Raw genomic sequence first — 14,387 nt, forward strand, 5'->3', positions numbered from 1 at the left:
GGGGAAAAGTTGGGCTATTTCTCAATCCAGATGAGGTTTGCCATGCGTCCGCAGGTCTTGTCTCGCCGGTATGAGAAGAACATTTCGGGCAGACTGTAGGTGCACAGGTCCAGACGAAAAATGTGGCCGGGGCGGATACCTGCTGCAAGAAGCTGGTCTTTGGTCAGTTGCCAGAGGTCCACGGAGGCGGTGTCTGGGTCAAAGTACTCCTGAAATGCCTTGCCGAATTCGTCATTGAAGTTGATGAACTGGCTCCATGCAGGGCCAAGGCTTGGGCCTCGAACAACAAAGACTTCTTCGGGCGGGAGGTCATACTCGCGGCAAAAGGCTTTGACGCCTGTTGTCGGAAAATGCAGGGAGTTTCCGCGCCAGCCGACATGCAGGGCTGCAACGTATTTCCCGCTGGCGTGGGCAATGAGCAGAGGCTGGCAGTCTGCGGTTTTGATGACCAGCGCGCGGCCTGGCTCAGAGGTCGCAATGCCGTCGGCCTCAATGCTGCCTTCGACGTCAATGCGGGTCGGTTCCGGTTCAAAGATCATCTGCGGACCATGAACCTGACGCACTTCCTGCCACGTTTCAAAACCCAGATCTTGTTGAAGCTTGCGGCGGCTTCCAATCACGTGATCCGGGTTATCGCCGACCTCGAGAGAGATGTTGGCGTTATCAAATGGACCCTTTTCTGTCCCACCCATTCGGGTGCCAAAATAGCAATGGACGGAGTCGAGTCCAGGGAATTTGAAAGGGATGTAGTTCAAGTCCATATAATTCTGTCCTCTGTGATGATGGCGTGCATGGGAACGTCCCACGGGTCTGCCTCGAATTTTTCCACAAGCTGGAACTCATAGGCAAGACCAAATCGTATTGCATTGCTGGCGCAGTTTCCAGCGAGAAACCTGTCATAAAATCCAGCACCAAAGCCAAGCCGGGCACCGGTCAGGTCAAATCCGACGCCGGGTACAAGTATGACATCTGGTGCACATTTTTCAAGAGTTGGGCAGCGCTCAGGACATGGTTCCTGAATCCCATACATGCCGGGAACAAGTTCCTGACTTGCGGTGACGCAGGCGATGTCCATTTGGCCCGGTTCTTTGGGCCTGCAGCGCGGGAGCAGGAGCCGTACGCCTCTTCCCCAGAGTTCGTCAAGAACTGGGCGTATATCGACTTCATTTTTGATAGGCATGTAAAGAAGAACTTCGCGGGCGGAGGCCCACTGTGGGGTTGACCGAAGGGCAGAAAGAATGCGGAGGCTTTTGTGTGCCCGTTCCGCAGGCCCAAGTTCGGCGCGGGTGGCGAGAAGCTTTTTTCGTAGCTTGGATTTGTGTGTATCCGTGGGGTGCATGTGTTCAGGTATTTATGGTTTGGAGTTTTTGTACTAGTCTTCTCCGAAGGGGAAAGGCATTTCCCCACCTCGTCACATGGAGCGAGACTATACACTTTCTTTTGCAGACTTGAAAGGGATCAGAAATGACGAAAAAGACACCGTTCTGGATTGGTTGCGGTGATATTCACGACGCTCCAGAGCGTTTGGCAGAAATTCCGAATATTGCAGAGGCAGAAGCCGTTTTTGTGAGCGGAGACCTGACAACAGCGCATGGTGCGGCCGTAGCGCAGCAGGTTGTGGAAAAAATGCAAACAGTACATCCCCGGATTTTCGCCCAGATTGGCAATATGGACGACTTTGCCCTGATTGACTGGCTGGAGGAAAAGCAGATCAGCCTGCATCGGAACGTGCTTGAGTGCACACCGGAGTTTGGAGTTATGGGCGTGGGCTGCTCGTCCACGACGCCGTTTGCGACCCCATGTGAGGCTCCGGAAGAGACTCTGGGGCAGTGGTTGCGGGAAACGCATGCCAAGGTAGCGGACTGGAAAAATCTTTTGCTGGTGACGCACGATACCCCGCGTGATACCGCTGTTGATGCATTGCCCAATGGGATGCACGTTGGCAGTCAGGCTGTTCGGGAATTCATCGAAACGGCTCAGCCCACGGTATGCCTGTGTGGTCATATTCATGAAGCCCGAGGCACGGACATGCTGGGGGAGACTCTGGTGTGCAATCCCGGAATGCTGGCTGATGGTGGCTATGTTGAATTTCGCCTTGTCGACGGAGTGCTCCGGGCTGAACTCAAAGTGCTTTAGGAGAGTGGCATGAACTACAGGCTTCGTTCGTGGAATGTGAACGGTTTTCGGGCCATTCAGAAAAAAGGCTTTTGGGACTGGCTGAATTCGTCAGATTCGGATCTTGTTGGTTTGCAGGAAATCAAGGCGGACCCTTCCCAGCTCAGGGAAGACGAGCGGAACCCTGCGGGGTGGGATGTGTTCTGGAATCCTGCCAGAAGTAAGAAAGGCTATTCCGGAACTGCGATTTTGAGCAAAATTCCTCCGCTGTCGGTGCGTTTTGGCCTTGCTGATGAAAGTTACTGCGGCGAAGGACGGACGGTCTGTGTGGAATTTGAGGAATTCTACCTCTATAATATCTATTTCCCGAACGGTGGCATGGGTGACGACAGGCTCCAGTATAAGCTTGGCTTTTATGATGCCTTTCTGGAAGACGCGGAAGAGCTGCGCAAGAAAAAGCCCATTGTCGTGTGCGGTGATTTTAATACGGCGCACAAGCCCATTGACCTTGCCCGTCCCAAGGACAATGAAAAAACCACAGGCTTTTTGCCCATTGAACGGGCGTGGATCGATAAACTCGTCGCGCACGGGTACCTTGATACGCTTCGGATGTTTGATCAGGAACCAGCCCTGTATACATGGTGGTCATACAGAACCGCGGCCAGAGTCAGGAATGTTGGCTGGCGTATTGACTACTTCTTTGTGTCCGAAGAGCTTCGGGACAATGTCAAAGCCGCATGGATTGATTCTGATGTTATGGGGTCTGACCATTGCCCCCTTGGCATTGAACTTGAATTTTAAGAGTCAAGGAAACTGCATATTCCCGCCCTCCAGAGCTTTTTGCCTCTGGGGGGCTTTTTTGTACCCGGATGAAACTGTTTGTCTGTTCAGTGAAGGCCGTTCAAGAGCTTGGAAAGATATGATGTTTTGAAAGGAAAAAACAGAAATGATATTGACACAGTGGCCCGTCGGCGTGAAGGTACATAAAAGGGTGTTTCACATATGGGGTGTTCTGTACGCAGGATGGCCTCTACTGCACAAGTGAAGCATCCTGCCGCATCGGAACGGGGGTATTGCGCTCTGCACAGTGTGGGAAGGGGTTCTTTCGCTGGCAAGAGCTGTTCCGGTGTACGTTGATGTACCATGCGAGGAAAGGTGGAAAGGAGGTCCCGTGTGCGTAGTGTAAAGGCTTCTGAGATTCAGAAAAAAGTGACGGAAATGGTGTGTCATAGCGCCGTAACGCTCCCGGATGATGTGAAAGCTGCGTTTCGGGAGAAACTTGAATATGAGGAAAAACCCGCTGCACGTGAGATTTTCCGGCAGCTTTTGGAAAATTCTCAGCGAGCAGAAAATTCTGGTGTTCCTCTGTGTCAGGACTGTGGTCTGGCTATATTTTTTGTTGAAATTGGCGAAGAGGTACAGGTCGAAGGCAGCCTGAAACAGGCCATAGAAGATGGCATGATTCAGGGCTATGCCAAGGCGCTTTTGCGCAAATCGTCCTGCGATCCACTTACTCGGGAAAACAGGGGAGATAATTCTCCCGCAATTATTCATTTTGACTTTGTTCCCGGCGATTCACTCAAGATTTCGTTTATGGCGAAGGGTGGTGGTTCCGAGAATATGTCGCGAGTGACCATGCTGACCCCTGCACAGGGCTGGCCCGGCATTCGCGAATATGTGCTCAGGCGTGTGGCAGAAGCTGGTCCTAATCCGTGCCCACCCATAATGCTCGGCATAGGCATTGGTGGCACTTTTGAAAAAGCTCCGATCATGGCGAAGCATGCCTTGCTTCGGGGACTGAATGACCAGCACCCGGACGAGCGGCTTGCTGCGCTCGAAAAGGAGCTTCTGGATGATGTAAACAAGCTTGGCATCGGCCCAATGGGACTCGGTGGCAAAACCACATGCCTCGCGGTAAAAATCGAGATGGCTCCGTGTCACATTGCCAGCCTGCCGCTGGCAGTGAATGTTCAGTGTCATTCTATCCGGCATGAGGAGGTAACGATCTAATGGCAGAATATCATTTGACGACTCCACTCACGGATAACGATATACTCCAGCTGCGCGCTGGGGACGTCGTGTTTTTGAATGGCATTATCTACACTGCCAGGGATGCTGCACACAAAAAGCTCATGGCGCTGCTCGACAGGGGAGAAGAACTTCCCTTTGAGCTGGAAGGCTGCGTTATTTATTACGTCGGTCCCAGCCCCGCTCCAGAAGGTCGGCCCATCGGTGCTGCTGGTCCGACGACGAGCTACCGGATGGACAGCTTTGCTCCCCGCCTGCACGCGCTTGGGCAAAAGGCATCCATTGGCAAAGGAAAGCGCAGTCCTGCCGTCAAAGCTGCACTTCAGGAAAACAAGGCCGTGTACTTTGGCGCTACAGGAGGCGCGGGAGCGCTTCTTTCTGAGTGCATTGTTGCCGCAGAAGTGATAGCATTTGATGAACTTGGACCGGAAGCTGTACGCAGGCTTACGGTCAAAGATTTTCCAGTCCTCGTCATTAACGATTCCTTTGGTGGAGACCTCTACGCACAGCCAGACCTCTCCGCTGTGGGACTGGACAAGTAGACTTTCAATTCCCCCCTTGATAGGTGCGGAGAGGCGTTGGTGCTTCTTCGCACCTTTCTTTATTGGAGTTACTCTTATGTCAGAACAGGAACACTACGTTATTCGGCCCGCTCTTCCTCGTGACATTCCCGTGCTCATTGCCATGTTCAACAGGACGATGCCCTTGGTCTATAAGGGAATTGTCCCTGATGAGCTTTTTCCGGAACGGCTCGGAATCATTGCCACGACTTTGTGGCGGGAGTGGACTTTTGTGTCTGTCCTGCACAGGGCGACCCCAGGTGAAGCCTTGTCTTTGGCCGAGCCTCCTGAGCACAGGGGCTGCGGTGATCCTGATGGCGTTGGCGGGCTGGTGCATATCGTGAATGATTCGCACATTGGCCTGCTGTGGCTGGACGATGCCTTTCGTGGGCATGGCTGCGGAGCGTCTCTTTTGGATTTTGCAGAGCGGCACATTGCCGGGACAGGGCACGAAGAGGCAACGCTGGAGGTGTATGCAGAGAACACGGAAGCGGTGAAGTTCTACAAGCACAAGGGCTGGAAGGTTTCCCGGCGCTACGTTGGCGAGGTCGGGGCCCTGGTTTTGGCAATGCATAAGGAACTGGCAGGCTGAGTGGTCGCCGTGCAAAAGAAAAGCCGTCCGGATGGACGGCTTGTGGACGTTTTGACGGCAATGACTACTCGGTCATTTCCTTAACCTTTTCTTTGGTTGCATCGTAGGCGTCATCGACAGCCTTGCCAGCTTTTTCGCCGAGGCCTTCTTCATGCTCTCCGTCCTTCTTTTCGTCCATCGCCGTCTCGTCAGTTTTTTCTTCCATCTTTTTTTCTTCCTGCATCATCTTGTCTTCGGTCTGATCAGCAGGAGCTTCCTTTTGCATGGACTCTACAGCCTGGTCCACTTTCTTGCCTGCCTTTTCGGCAGGGCCTTCCTTTTCGCAGCCAACAGCAGCAAAGACCAGCAGTGCTGCGCAGCATGCGACAAACAAAGTTCTCATCAGTTTCATAAAAATCTCCTTTGCCATGGTAGTATGTTGAATCTGACATTGTCCTTGTTTTGCCATGTGCCAGATCAACACCGGTTTTATTGGGTTTTCCCCAAACCCGGGCGCGTTTTTTTTGGCTCTGGCAATGCGACTTTTGAGGATGCCAACAGATGTGGAGCCGTGGCAGCGCATCGTCCATAGAGCAAAAATCCCGCGCATACGGGAAAATAATGGACTTATAATAGCATGCGACAACATGAAGAGAAAGCCTGATATAAAAGATTTCCTGTTCCTTCTGATGTCTTTTTGCTTTTGCCAAAAATAGAAGGAACTTGGAGAAATATGCTGTTTTTAATAATTGACGCAATTCGTCCTGTGGGGTAGCAAGCCCGCTTCCAGGCCGTTTCGGCCGATCACCCATAAGGAGTACCAATGAGCAATCAGAGCGAACTGCACTTGACCATTGGCGTGAACGAATCGCTTTCGCCGGGTAAGGCCCTTCTTCTTGGCCTTCAGCATGTCTTGGCGATGGATTTGTACATTGCCCCCATCGTCCTCGCGGGAATTCTTTCCATGACTGTCTCTGAGACAGCATTTTTTATTCAGATGACCTTTTTTGCCGCAGGCTGTGCGACACTGATTCAGACAGGATTTGGCATTCGTCTGCCTGTCATGCAGGGACCGTCTTACGTCCCGATTGGTGCTCTGGCGGCAATTGGCCACTCAATGGGACTTGCCACGGTTTTTGGCTCGCTTCTGAGTGGCGCTGTGTTCATCACACTTCTGGGCTGGCCCTTCAAAATGCTTGGCCGCATTGTGCGCCGTTTCATCCCCCCGCTCGTTGGCGGAACAGTGATCGTGGTGGTTGGAATTGCGCTGATGCCTGTTGCCCTGAATGGCGTGTATCACGCTCCCGGTGACATTGTGCACAACTGCTACGTGGCTCTTGCTGCGGCTGTTGCGCTGGTTGCCCTGATGATTATTGGCTCCCGTGTGACCGGAGCTGGAACCATCCTGCGCCTGACCTCTGTCATTCTCGCAATGGCAATCGGTACTCTTGTTGGCGCATACTTTGGCATTGTGGATTTCTCCCCTGTGACCAAGGCTGCCTGGTTCTCCCTGCCGAAGATTTTCCCCTTTGGCACTCCCAAATTTGACCTTTCTGCGTCTCTGACGCTTATCTTTATTTATCTTGTTGTGCTGGTGGAAACCACAGGCACATGGTTTGCCGTTGGTGCTGTCACCGGTCAGGAACTCGACGACAAGCGCCTGAATGGTGGTGCTGTTGGTGAGGGCCTTGGCTGCTTGCTTGGCACGCTGTTTGGTGGCACACCTGTGACCGGATATTCCACAAACGCTGGTATCATTGCTGTTACCGGTGTTGCCAGCCGCTGGGCCATCATGGGTGGCGGTGTGGTTCTGATGTTCCTGGGCCTGATGCCCAAACTTATGAACGTTATCGCCTGTATCCCCGGTGTGGTCATCAATGGCGTTTTCGCAGTGATCTGCGTTGTTATCGCCATGAATGGCTTCCGTGTCGTCAAGGGCATTAAACTTGACGAGCGAAACATGCTGGTGATTGGACTGCCCGTGCTGCTGACGCTGGCCGCAGTGCTTATGCCCAAGGAACTCGTGAATCAGCTTCCTGAGCTGGTACGTTACCTTGTTGCTTCTGGCATTGCTGTTGGTGCTATTTCTGCTGTTGTTCTGAACCTCATTCTGCCTGAGAACAAAGAATAGGCTCGCAAACGACGATTCGACTCTACTGAAAAGGAAGCGAGACACATGGCTCAAAAACTTTTGAAGAACGGTTTTATCATCTCCATGAATGCCGAACGACAGGCATTTGAAAATGGTGATGTTCTTGTTGAAGATGATCGCATTAAGGCTGTGGGCGTTGTCCCGGAAGAGATGATTGCCCCTGATGCAGAAGTGATGGATGTCACGGGATGCATCGTGACTCCGGGGTTTGTGAACACGCACGTTCATACTTCCCAGCAGCTTGAGCGCGGTCTTGCAGATGACGTGGACCTGCTTACATGGCTCCACGAACGCACCTGGCCTTTTGAAAGCAGCCTGACTGAGGAAGATTCTTATCTGTCTTCTTTGGCATGTGGTCTGGAAATGATTCGTACAGGTGTCACAACCTTTGCGGAAGCTGGTGGCCAGAAGGTCAACGGCATGGGCCGCGCTGTGACCGAGCTTGGTCTGCGCGCTGCGCTGTGCCAGTCCACAATGGACTGCGGCGAAGGTCTGCCTGATGGCTGGGTTCGTTCGACAGATGAGTGCATCGAGACACAGCTTGCTCACTACGAGAAGTGGCAGGGCGCAGCTGATGGCCGTTTGCGTGTCTGGTTCGGACTGCGGACCATTTTCAACTGTTCTGATGATTTGATTCTGCGCACCAAGGCTCTTGCTGATGAAAAGGGTGTTGGCATCCACATGCACTGTGCAGAAGTTCTTGAAGAAGTGCGCTACGTTGAGGAGACTCGCGGTGCGACCACTGTTGAGCACCTGAACAAGATTGGCGCTCTTGGTCCGAACCTGCTTGCTGTGCACACTGTGTGGCTGACTCCCCGTGAGATTGACCTGTTCCGTTTGCACAATGTGAAAGTCTCCCATGATCCGGCAGCAGCCATGAATGTTTTGGGCTTTGCCTTTGTTCCAGAGATGCTGGACCGTGGCATTGCCGTGTCTATTGGTACTGACGGTGCCCCGTGCAACAACCGCATGGACATGATTGATGAGATGTGGCTGACCACGCTGATTCACAAGGGACGTACTCTCAAGCCTACCGCTGTTCCTGCGGAAACCGTGCTTGAGATGGCAACCCTGAACGGCGCAAAGTGCATGCTGTGGGAAGATGAGATTGGCTCTCTGGAGCCGGGCAAGAAGGCTGACCTTGTTGTCGTTCATCCCAGCAGCCCCGGTACTCTGCCTGTGCATGATCCCGTGTCTGCAATGGTCTATGCCATGCACTCTTCTGACATCGAAGCCACCATGTGTGATGGTAAATGGCTGATGAAGGACAAGAAAGTGCTGGTTGTCGACGAAGAAGCTGTGCTGGAAGAGGCCAAAAGCCGTGCCGCATTCCTTCGCAAGAAGGCTGGCATTGTGCTGCCTGACCGCTTCCCCACTGTGAAGGTTCGATAGCTGACGCAGGCAGGGCGAAGCTCTGCAAAGAAAGCGAATATGCCCGGGTGCTCTATGGTGCCCGGGCTTTTTTGTGCGCAAAAGAAAAGCCCCCGCTCTCCGGAGGGAGGGCAGGGGCATACGAACTGGGGAATGAATACTGTGAGTCTGTGCTAGAAGTCGAGACCGTAGTTGTCGACAACACAGCCAACGCGTTCGCGGGATGCCGCGAGGCGGGCACGAAGGCTCTTTTTGTATTCTTCAATGTCCAGAGAAATCGTTGCGACACCAGTATCCATAGCGGCCTGGGCAACAGCAGATGCAACCCATTCCACAACGCGGTCGTCAAAAGCACTCGGAATGACGTAATCATAGCCAAAGCTCATGTCGTCCTTTCCGTAGACTTTTTTGACGTTGTCAGGAACGTCGGTCTGGGCAAGGTCGGCGAGCGCCTGTGCAGCGGCGATCTTCATCTCTTCGTTAATGGCGGTGGCTCGGGTGTCGAGTGCGCCACGGAAGATGGACGGGAAGCCCAAAACGTTGTTGATCTGGTTCGGGAAGTCAGAGCGGCCAGTGCCCATAATGCAGTTCGGGCTGGCAGCTTTGGCTTCGTCGTAGGTAATTTCTGGATCCGGGTTAGCGCACGCAAAAATAATGGGGTTCTCTGCCATGCTGCTGACCATGTCCTGAGTCAGGATGCCCTTGACCGAAAGGCCGAGGAACATGTCAGCGCCCTTGATGACTTCACTCATGGAGCCAAAGTCTTTGGACTGGGCAAAGAACTGTTTTTGCGGAGTCAGGTTTGTACGACCTGCGTGGATAAGACCGCGAGAGTCAAACATGAAGACGTTTTCCTTGCGGACGCCCATGCTGATGTAGAATTTGGTGCAGGCTGATGCAGCAGCTCCGGCACCAGAAACGACGACTTTCAGGTCTTCTGGTTTTTTGCCCGTCAGTTTCAGGGCGTTAAGCATGCCAGCACCGGAGATGATTGCCGTTCCGTGCTGGTCATCATGAAATACCGGGATGTTCATTTCTTCCTTGAGGCGGTCCTCAATCATGAAGCATTCCGGGGCCTTGATGTCTTCAAGATTAATGGCGCCAAAAGTTGGCTCCATCAGTTTTGCACATCGAATAAATTCTTCTGGGTCCTCTGTTGCAAGGTTGATGTCAAAAACATCAATGTCTGCAAAGGTCTTAAAAAGGACGCCTTTTCCTTCCATAACAGGCTTTCCGGCCTGAGCACCAATGTTACCAAGGCCAAGAACCGCAGTACCATTGGAAAGAACGCCAACAAGGTTGCCCTTGCCTGTGTACTCGTAGGCCAGTGCCGGGTCTTTTTCAATCTCAAGGCAGGGCTGCGCAACGCCGGGAGAGTATGCCAGCGAGAGTTGCTTCTGTGTTTTGCAGGGTTTGACAGGGATTACCTCTGTTTTACCCTTGTGTCCCTGAGAATGATAGTCCAGCGCTTCCTGCTTTGTGAAAAGTGCCATGAAGAATCCTCCAAAATGATTGAGAGTTGTGGCTGATTGTCACTCGTAAAAACAAATCTGCACGCACCGTCAAAGTCTCTGCATGGCTTCAGCGTTTTGAAGCAAGGGCTTAAAAGTATTGAAACAACGAAAAGAAAGCAAGGGGTGAAGAAAAATACAGTTTTTGAATTGATTATAATTTGGCCCACATTTTGAATATCTTTTGCTGGATAACTGCGCCACGACAGTTGACAGAGTGCCAACTGTTCATTTTTCAATCTGTATCTTTGCGTGATGGATTTTATGATGAAAAAAGCTCTCGTCATCAATTTGACCCGGTTCGGAGACATTCTCCAGTCGCAGCCGGTTGTTTCCCGACTCCATAATCAAGGCTATACCGTTGGTTTTGTGTGCCTGGACTGCTTTGAACAGGTGCCTCGGCTTTTGAATTTTGTGGATGAGGTTTTCCCTTTGCCAGCGGGGAAATTCCTTGCAGGGCTGGAAAAGCACTGGGCATCTCCGCTTGAAGCATACTGGAACTGGACGCACGGTGTGCTGGATGAATTCGGCGCAGAGCTGGTCGTCAATCTGACCTTTACCCTGCCTGCGCGGCTTTTGCAGAAAAGTATCAATGCGCCTTTCAAGACAGGATTCTGCCTGGATGAAAAAGGCTTTTCGGCAAACAGTTCCCGGTGGTGCGCCTTTTTGACTGCGGCGGCGCATAACCGGAGGAATAGCCCTCTGAATCTTGTCGACCTGATGAGCAGGGTAGAGCGGGGAGAGGCAGGTGGTAGCGCAGATTTGAAACGCCCGGCTCCAGAGCTGTGTCAGAAGATGCGCGAGCAGTTTTTTGCAGGACTGGAAGAAACGCCTCGTGGGTTTGTGGGCTTTCAGCTTGGGGCGAGCAATGCCCGACGGCAGTGGCCAGTACAGTCTTTTTTGCAGGTAGCAGAAGAGCTGTGGGAAAAATATTCCCTGTGCCCCGTACTTCTTGGGAGTGGGGGAGAGCGGGAGCTTGCCCAGACTTTTTGCCAGCAATCACAGATTCCTGTGGTGAATTGCGTGGGGGAAACCAGTCTCACAGAACTTGGCGCTATGCTTTCCATGCTGGAGCTTCTTGTAACCAATGATACTGGAACAATGCACTACGCCGCGGGGCTTGGGGTGAAGGTCTGTGCGCTTTTCCTGAGCACTGCGCAACCTTGGGATACGGGACCGTACCGCGCAGGTGCGGTGTGCCTTGAACCCAATATGGAGTGTCACCCCTGTCATATTTCATATGAATGCACAGAAGATTTTTTGTGTCACAAAATTTTGTCTCCAGAGCATGTGCTGGCGTATGTCGAGCAGCTTTTGGGCGATTCCAGGCGACTCGAAAGTATGGATGCGTCGCGCCTGAAACAGGTGCGGGCCTGGGAGACTATTGAAGACGGAAATGGATTTATTGACCTGCGTTCACTCAATGGACTGGAGGAGACGGATCGCACGGCGTGGAGACGCATGCAGCGACAGGTCTACCGTCAGTTTCTTGACGAGACAGGTGGGGCGCATGAGCCGTTGAATCTGCATGGCCTGTCTCAGGAAAAATCTCAGGAAATTGGGACAGAGCTTGAACAGGCGTGGCAGCGCTTCTTTTTGCTGGAACAGGAAATGAAAATTCTTCTCCAGCGTCCTGTTGAGGCACTCAAGCAGAAAGTCATGATGAATTACGAGCGGGTAACGTCGGAGTTACTCCAAAGTGCGCACTTTCATGTGCTGGGAGCGCTGTGGCAGGAAGAGTCACAGGTTTTTGCCGCCTCTCCTGAAAATTTTCTTCAGGTAACACTGCGGTACCGGAAGGTTCTGGAAGTCTGGAAGACTGTGCTGCTTTCGAATGGCATGCAACTTGAAACTCTCTAGGCATATGCACGTGCCGTGGGCACATTTTTCCTACAAGGAGGAAGAGATGATTGTTATTGATGGGCAGAATAGCGATGTTAACGCAAAGAATTTTGGCAATCTGGAAGAACTGCTGGTGCACGTTGCCAGTGGAGATTCCCTGAAAGATCGCATTGTGACTGACGTCTTGGTGAACAATGAGAGCTTCTCCGAGGTGTATCCGCATCAGGCGGAAGATATTTCTTTGGAAGAGGTTAAGCAGCTTGAGATTCGTTCCGTTGCTTCCTCTGAGTTTGCGCTGAATATTTCCTCCGAGCTTGGCAAGGTTTTGCAGCTGATGGAAAGTGCAAGCCGCACCATTTCTGAGCTGTTCCGTTCCGGCGAGGATACGGAAGCTCTGGAAATGTATCAGGACCTTATTGATGTGACCCGCGATTTCCTGAGTATGGTCTCTGTGCTTCGTAACGAATCCGGCATTTCCGATATGGAAAGAGTTGAAGAGAACGTCGAAGAGATCACCAGTCTGTTTAGTGAGATGATCGAAGTAAGCGAAAACGAAGACTGGATTCTTCTTGCTGATCTGCTGGAATTTGAATTCCAGGCATCTGTTGGCAAGTGGCAGCCGCTTCTTGAGGAACTTCGCGGTCGTCTCCAGCAGAAGGCAGAGGCTGCGTAGTCATGTCTGAACGTCTTCGTCTTTTGGATCAGGCTCTGGAGCTGGGGCAGCAGGAACTTGCGTGCCTTGCTGAGGGCGATGTTGACCGCACGAGCGAACTGGCTCGGCAGCGGGAAGCCTTGATGCGAGAAGCGTGGGAGACAGAAGAGGGGCAGTCTTCTGATCTACAGCTTTTGGCAGCAAAACTTCATCGTCTTCGGGATTTGCAGGGTGAGCTGACAACAGAAGCGCGGCGACTGCATTTTGAGCTGCGTGAAGAAATTCAGAAGACAAAAAAGAAAGGACGGGGTTTTTCTGGATATGGTCATGCGGCCAAGATTAACCTGGGCTTTTCAAATAGGTTCATAAACAAGCTTGGATAGTGCCCGCGAAGGGCGTTTCAGAATTTTTTTGTGAACAAGGGAGCGCCACAGCAGGTGAAAATACTGCTGTGGCGCTTTGTTATGGAAAAAACGAAAGGCGCTTGGCAGAAAGTTCCGAAGTGTTTATAGAGTGCTCATGGATAAAAAATATCAGGAAAAAGAAGTTCTTGAGGCTCAGGATGGCGCGCGTCTTGATGCTGCGCTCGAAGTTTTGGTTCCCGGAGAGAGCTTGCGCTTTCGACGGCGTCTCTGGGATCGCTACGATATCCTTGTAAATGGATACCCCCGTGCGAAAGCCTACCGGGTCCACGCGGGGCAGAAGCTGGCTCTGCGACTCAAGGAAACGGAACCGGAGCGGTCTCCAATGCAAAATATTCCGGCAGGAGTTCGGGTTGTTGCTCAAAGCACAGGTGTCATGGCTGGCCTGTATAAGCCGTCGAGTGTTCACAGTCAGGCAATTGCCGGGAAAATTGAACCATGTATGGAGTCTGCAATACCCGCTTTTTGGCCGAATCGTTTTGCAGAATTGCTGAACAGGCTGGATTACTTGACGTCTGGCGTGGTGCTTGTGGCGTTGTGTGAGGAGAGTAGGGAGCAGTTCCGGGAAGATGAAAAGGCTGGCGCTGTGCGCAAACATTATTTTGCAGTGCTGCATGGTGAGCTGGAGGAAGAGCTTGTCCTGCGAAGGAAACTGGACATGGCCAAACGGAAAAAGGTTCGGGTGCTTCGTGAGGATGATGAGGATCCCGTGCGAACCACAGTTGTGACTCCTGTTGAGGTGCGCGACGGGAAAACTCTTGCTCATGTGGAGATATGCCGGGGAGCACGTCACCAGATTCGGGCGCATTGCGCAGATGCGGGCTATCCTCTTTATGGTGATCCTTTATATGGAGAAGGGGACGGCGACGAGCTGATGCTTCATCATTTTCTGATTCAGTTTCGCGATTTTCAGGCATTTGCTCTGCCTCAGGATGAAAAATGGTCAGAATGGGAAAAGCTTCTGAAACAGGTGGCAGCAAAGGTATAGCAAGGCTTGCACTGAAATAGAGGCGCTGAGCATGTGCTTTTTTAGGAGAAAATCTGGGAAAGCCCTTGACGAGAAGGATGAGCTTCTATAGAACCTCTCTCCGCAGCAACGAAACGAATTCGTTCACGTCGCTGCACTTTGAAAAAAAAAGATATAAAAAGTGGTTGACGCGAAT

The 14,387-nt window shown here is 52.1% G+C and carries 15 protein-coding genes; 11 read left to right on the top strand and 4 right to left on the bottom strand.

Going from position 1 to position 14,387, the window contains the following annotated elements:
• Positions 1-14: 14 nt before the first annotated feature.
• Positions 15-761, bottom strand: a complete 747-nt coding sequence (locus tag B5D23_RS11395; RefSeq protein WP_078685562.1) for a purine nucleoside phosphorylase YfiH/LACC1 family protein — start codon at positions 759-761, stop codon at positions 15-17.
• Complete coding sequence (locus B5D23_RS11400) at positions 752-1,339, bottom strand: 5-formyltetrahydrofolate cyclo-ligase (protein ID WP_078685563.1); 588 nt, start codon at positions 1,337-1,339, stop codon at positions 752-754. The genes B5D23_RS11395 and B5D23_RS11400 overlap by 10 nt, the downstream gene beginning before the upstream one ends.
• Positions 1,340-1,464: 125 nt before the next feature.
• On the opposite strand from B5D23_RS11400, the gene B5D23_RS11405 reads away from it, so the two are divergent.
• From B5D23_RS11405 to B5D23_RS11425, 5 genes are all read left to right on the top strand, one after another.
• Positions 1,465-2,136 carry a metallophosphoesterase family protein gene (locus B5D23_RS11405; RefSeq protein WP_078685564.1) on the top strand — a complete coding sequence of 224 codons (672 nt, stop codon included), beginning with the start codon at positions 1,465-1,467 and terminating at the stop codon, positions 2,134-2,136.
• Positions 2,137-2,145: 9 nt separating this feature from the next.
• Positions 2,146-2,916 carry an exodeoxyribonuclease III gene (locus B5D23_RS11410; RefSeq protein ID WP_078685565.1) on the top strand — a complete coding sequence of 257 codons (771 nt, stop codon included), beginning with the start codon at positions 2,146-2,148 and terminating at the stop codon, positions 2,914-2,916.
• A gap of 372 nt (positions 2,917-3,288) precedes the next feature.
• Positions 3,289-4,125, top strand: coding sequence for a fumarate hydratase (locus B5D23_RS11415; protein WP_078685566.1), 837 nt, complete (start codon positions 3,289-3,291; stop codon positions 4,123-4,125).
• Entirely contained in the window at positions 4,125-4,685 is a 561-nt protein-coding gene (locus tag B5D23_RS11420) for a Fe-S-containing hydro-lyase (RefSeq protein WP_078685567.1), read from the top strand. Before B5D23_RS11415 ends, B5D23_RS11420 begins: the two co-directional genes overlap by 1 nt.
• Positions 4,686-4,761: 76 nt before the next feature.
• Positions 4,762-5,295 (top strand): GNAT family N-acetyltransferase, encoded by a 534-nt coding sequence (locus B5D23_RS11425; protein ID WP_078685568.1) that lies wholly within the window; start codon positions 4,762-4,764, stop codon positions 5,293-5,295.
• Between the two features lie 64 nt (positions 5,296-5,359).
• Here B5D23_RS11425 and B5D23_RS11430 read toward each other — a convergent pair whose 3' ends face one another.
• Positions 5,360-5,686, bottom strand: coding sequence for a hypothetical protein (locus tag B5D23_RS11430; RefSeq protein ID WP_078685569.1), 327 nt, complete (start codon positions 5,684-5,686; stop codon positions 5,360-5,362).
• Between the two features lie 411 nt (positions 5,687-6,097).
• Between B5D23_RS11430 and B5D23_RS11435 the strand changes: the two genes are divergently transcribed.
• Together B5D23_RS11435 and B5D23_RS11440 are read left to right on the top strand one after the other, a co-directional pair.
• Entirely contained in the window at positions 6,098-7,405 is a 1,308-nt protein-coding gene (locus tag B5D23_RS11435) for a solute carrier family 23 protein (protein ID WP_078685570.1), read from the top strand.
• A gap of 45 nt (positions 7,406-7,450) precedes the next feature.
• A complete protein-coding gene (locus tag B5D23_RS11440; protein WP_078685571.1) occupies positions 7,451-8,818 on the top strand; it encodes an amidohydrolase in 1,368 nt (455 codons plus the stop codon).
• A 152-nt stretch (positions 8,819-8,970) separates the two neighbouring features.
• Here the strand turns inward: B5D23_RS11440 and B5D23_RS11445 are convergent, their stop codons facing one another.
• Entirely contained in the window at positions 8,971-10,290 is a 1,320-nt protein-coding gene (locus tag B5D23_RS11445; protein ID WP_078685572.1) for a malic enzyme-like NAD(P)-binding protein, read from the bottom strand.
• 282 nt (positions 10,291-10,572) lie between these two features.
• Here B5D23_RS11445 and B5D23_RS11450 point away from each other — a divergent pair, with 282 nt between their 5' ends.
• The 4 genes from B5D23_RS11450 (at position 10,573) to B5D23_RS11465 (ending at position 14,212) form a co-directional block, all read left to right on the top strand.
• A complete protein-coding gene (locus B5D23_RS11450) occupies positions 10,573-12,168 on the top strand; it encodes a glycosyltransferase family 9 protein (protein WP_159445983.1) in 1,596 nt (531 codons plus the stop codon).
• 46 nt (positions 12,169-12,214) lie between these two features.
• Complete coding sequence (locus tag B5D23_RS11455) at positions 12,215-12,823, top strand: DUF8043 domain-containing protein (RefSeq protein WP_078685574.1); 609 nt, start codon at positions 12,215-12,217, stop codon at positions 12,821-12,823.
• Positions 12,824-12,825: 2 nt separating this feature from the next.
• Positions 12,826-13,185: a flagellar protein FliT gene (locus B5D23_RS11460; RefSeq protein ID WP_078685575.1), complete on the top strand. Its 360-nt coding sequence runs from the start codon at positions 12,826-12,828 to the stop codon at positions 13,183-13,185.
• 136 nt (positions 13,186-13,321) lie between these two features.
• Positions 13,322-14,212 (top strand): pseudouridine synthase family protein, encoded by an 891-nt coding sequence (locus B5D23_RS11465; protein ID WP_078685576.1) that lies wholly within the window; start codon positions 13,322-13,324, stop codon positions 14,210-14,212.
• Positions 14,213-14,387 lie beyond the last annotated feature (175 nt).

Origin of the sequence: Desulfobaculum bizertense DSM 18034 (assembly GCF_900167065.1) — a bacterium.
In the GTDB taxonomy this organism is placed as follows: domain Bacteria; phylum Desulfobacterota; class Desulfovibrionia; order Desulfovibrionales; family Desulfovibrionaceae; genus Desulfobaculum; species Desulfobaculum bizertense.

Coding starts and splice junctions, on each gene's coding strand:
- B5D23_RS11400 (WP_078685563.1), bottom strand. CDS start 1,339: ATGCACCCCACGGATACACACAAATCCAAGCTACGAAAAAAGCTTCTC.
- B5D23_RS11460 (WP_078685575.1), top strand. CDS start 12,826: ATGTCTGAACGTCTTCGTCTTTTGGATCAGGCTCTGGAGCTGGGGCAG.
- B5D23_RS11420 (WP_078685567.1), top strand. CDS start 4,125: ATGGCAGAATATCATTTGACGACTCCACTCACGGATAACGATATACTC.
- B5D23_RS11455 (WP_078685574.1), top strand. CDS start 12,215: ATGATTGTTATTGATGGGCAGAATAGCGATGTTAACGCAAAGAATTTT.
- B5D23_RS11425 (WP_078685568.1), top strand. CDS start 4,762: ATGTCAGAACAGGAACACTACGTTATTCGGCCCGCTCTTCCTCGTGAC.
- B5D23_RS11395 (WP_078685562.1), bottom strand. CDS start 761: ATGGACTTGAACTACATCCCTTTCAAATTCCCTGGACTCGACTCCGTC.
- B5D23_RS11465 (WP_078685576.1), top strand. CDS start 13,322: ATGGATAAAAAATATCAGGAAAAAGAAGTTCTTGAGGCTCAGGATGGC.
- B5D23_RS11435 (WP_078685570.1), top strand. CDS start 6,098: ATGAGCAATCAGAGCGAACTGCACTTGACCATTGGCGTGAACGAATCG.
- B5D23_RS11405 (WP_078685564.1), top strand. CDS start 1,465: ATGACGAAAAAGACACCGTTCTGGATTGGTTGCGGTGATATTCACGAC.
- B5D23_RS11440 (WP_078685571.1), top strand. CDS start 7,451: ATGGCTCAAAAACTTTTGAAGAACGGTTTTATCATCTCCATGAATGCC.
- B5D23_RS11430 (WP_078685569.1), bottom strand. CDS start 5,686: ATGAAACTGATGAGAACTTTGTTTGTCGCATGCTGCGCAGCACTGCTG.
- B5D23_RS11410 (WP_078685565.1), top strand. CDS start 2,146: ATGAACTACAGGCTTCGTTCGTGGAATGTGAACGGTTTTCGGGCCATT.
- B5D23_RS11445 (WP_078685572.1), bottom strand. CDS start 10,290: ATGGCACTTTTCACAAAGCAGGAAGCGCTGGACTATCATTCTCAGGGA.
- B5D23_RS11450 (WP_159445983.1), top strand. CDS start 10,573: ATGATGAAAAAAGCTCTCGTCATCAATTTGACCCGGTTCGGAGACATT.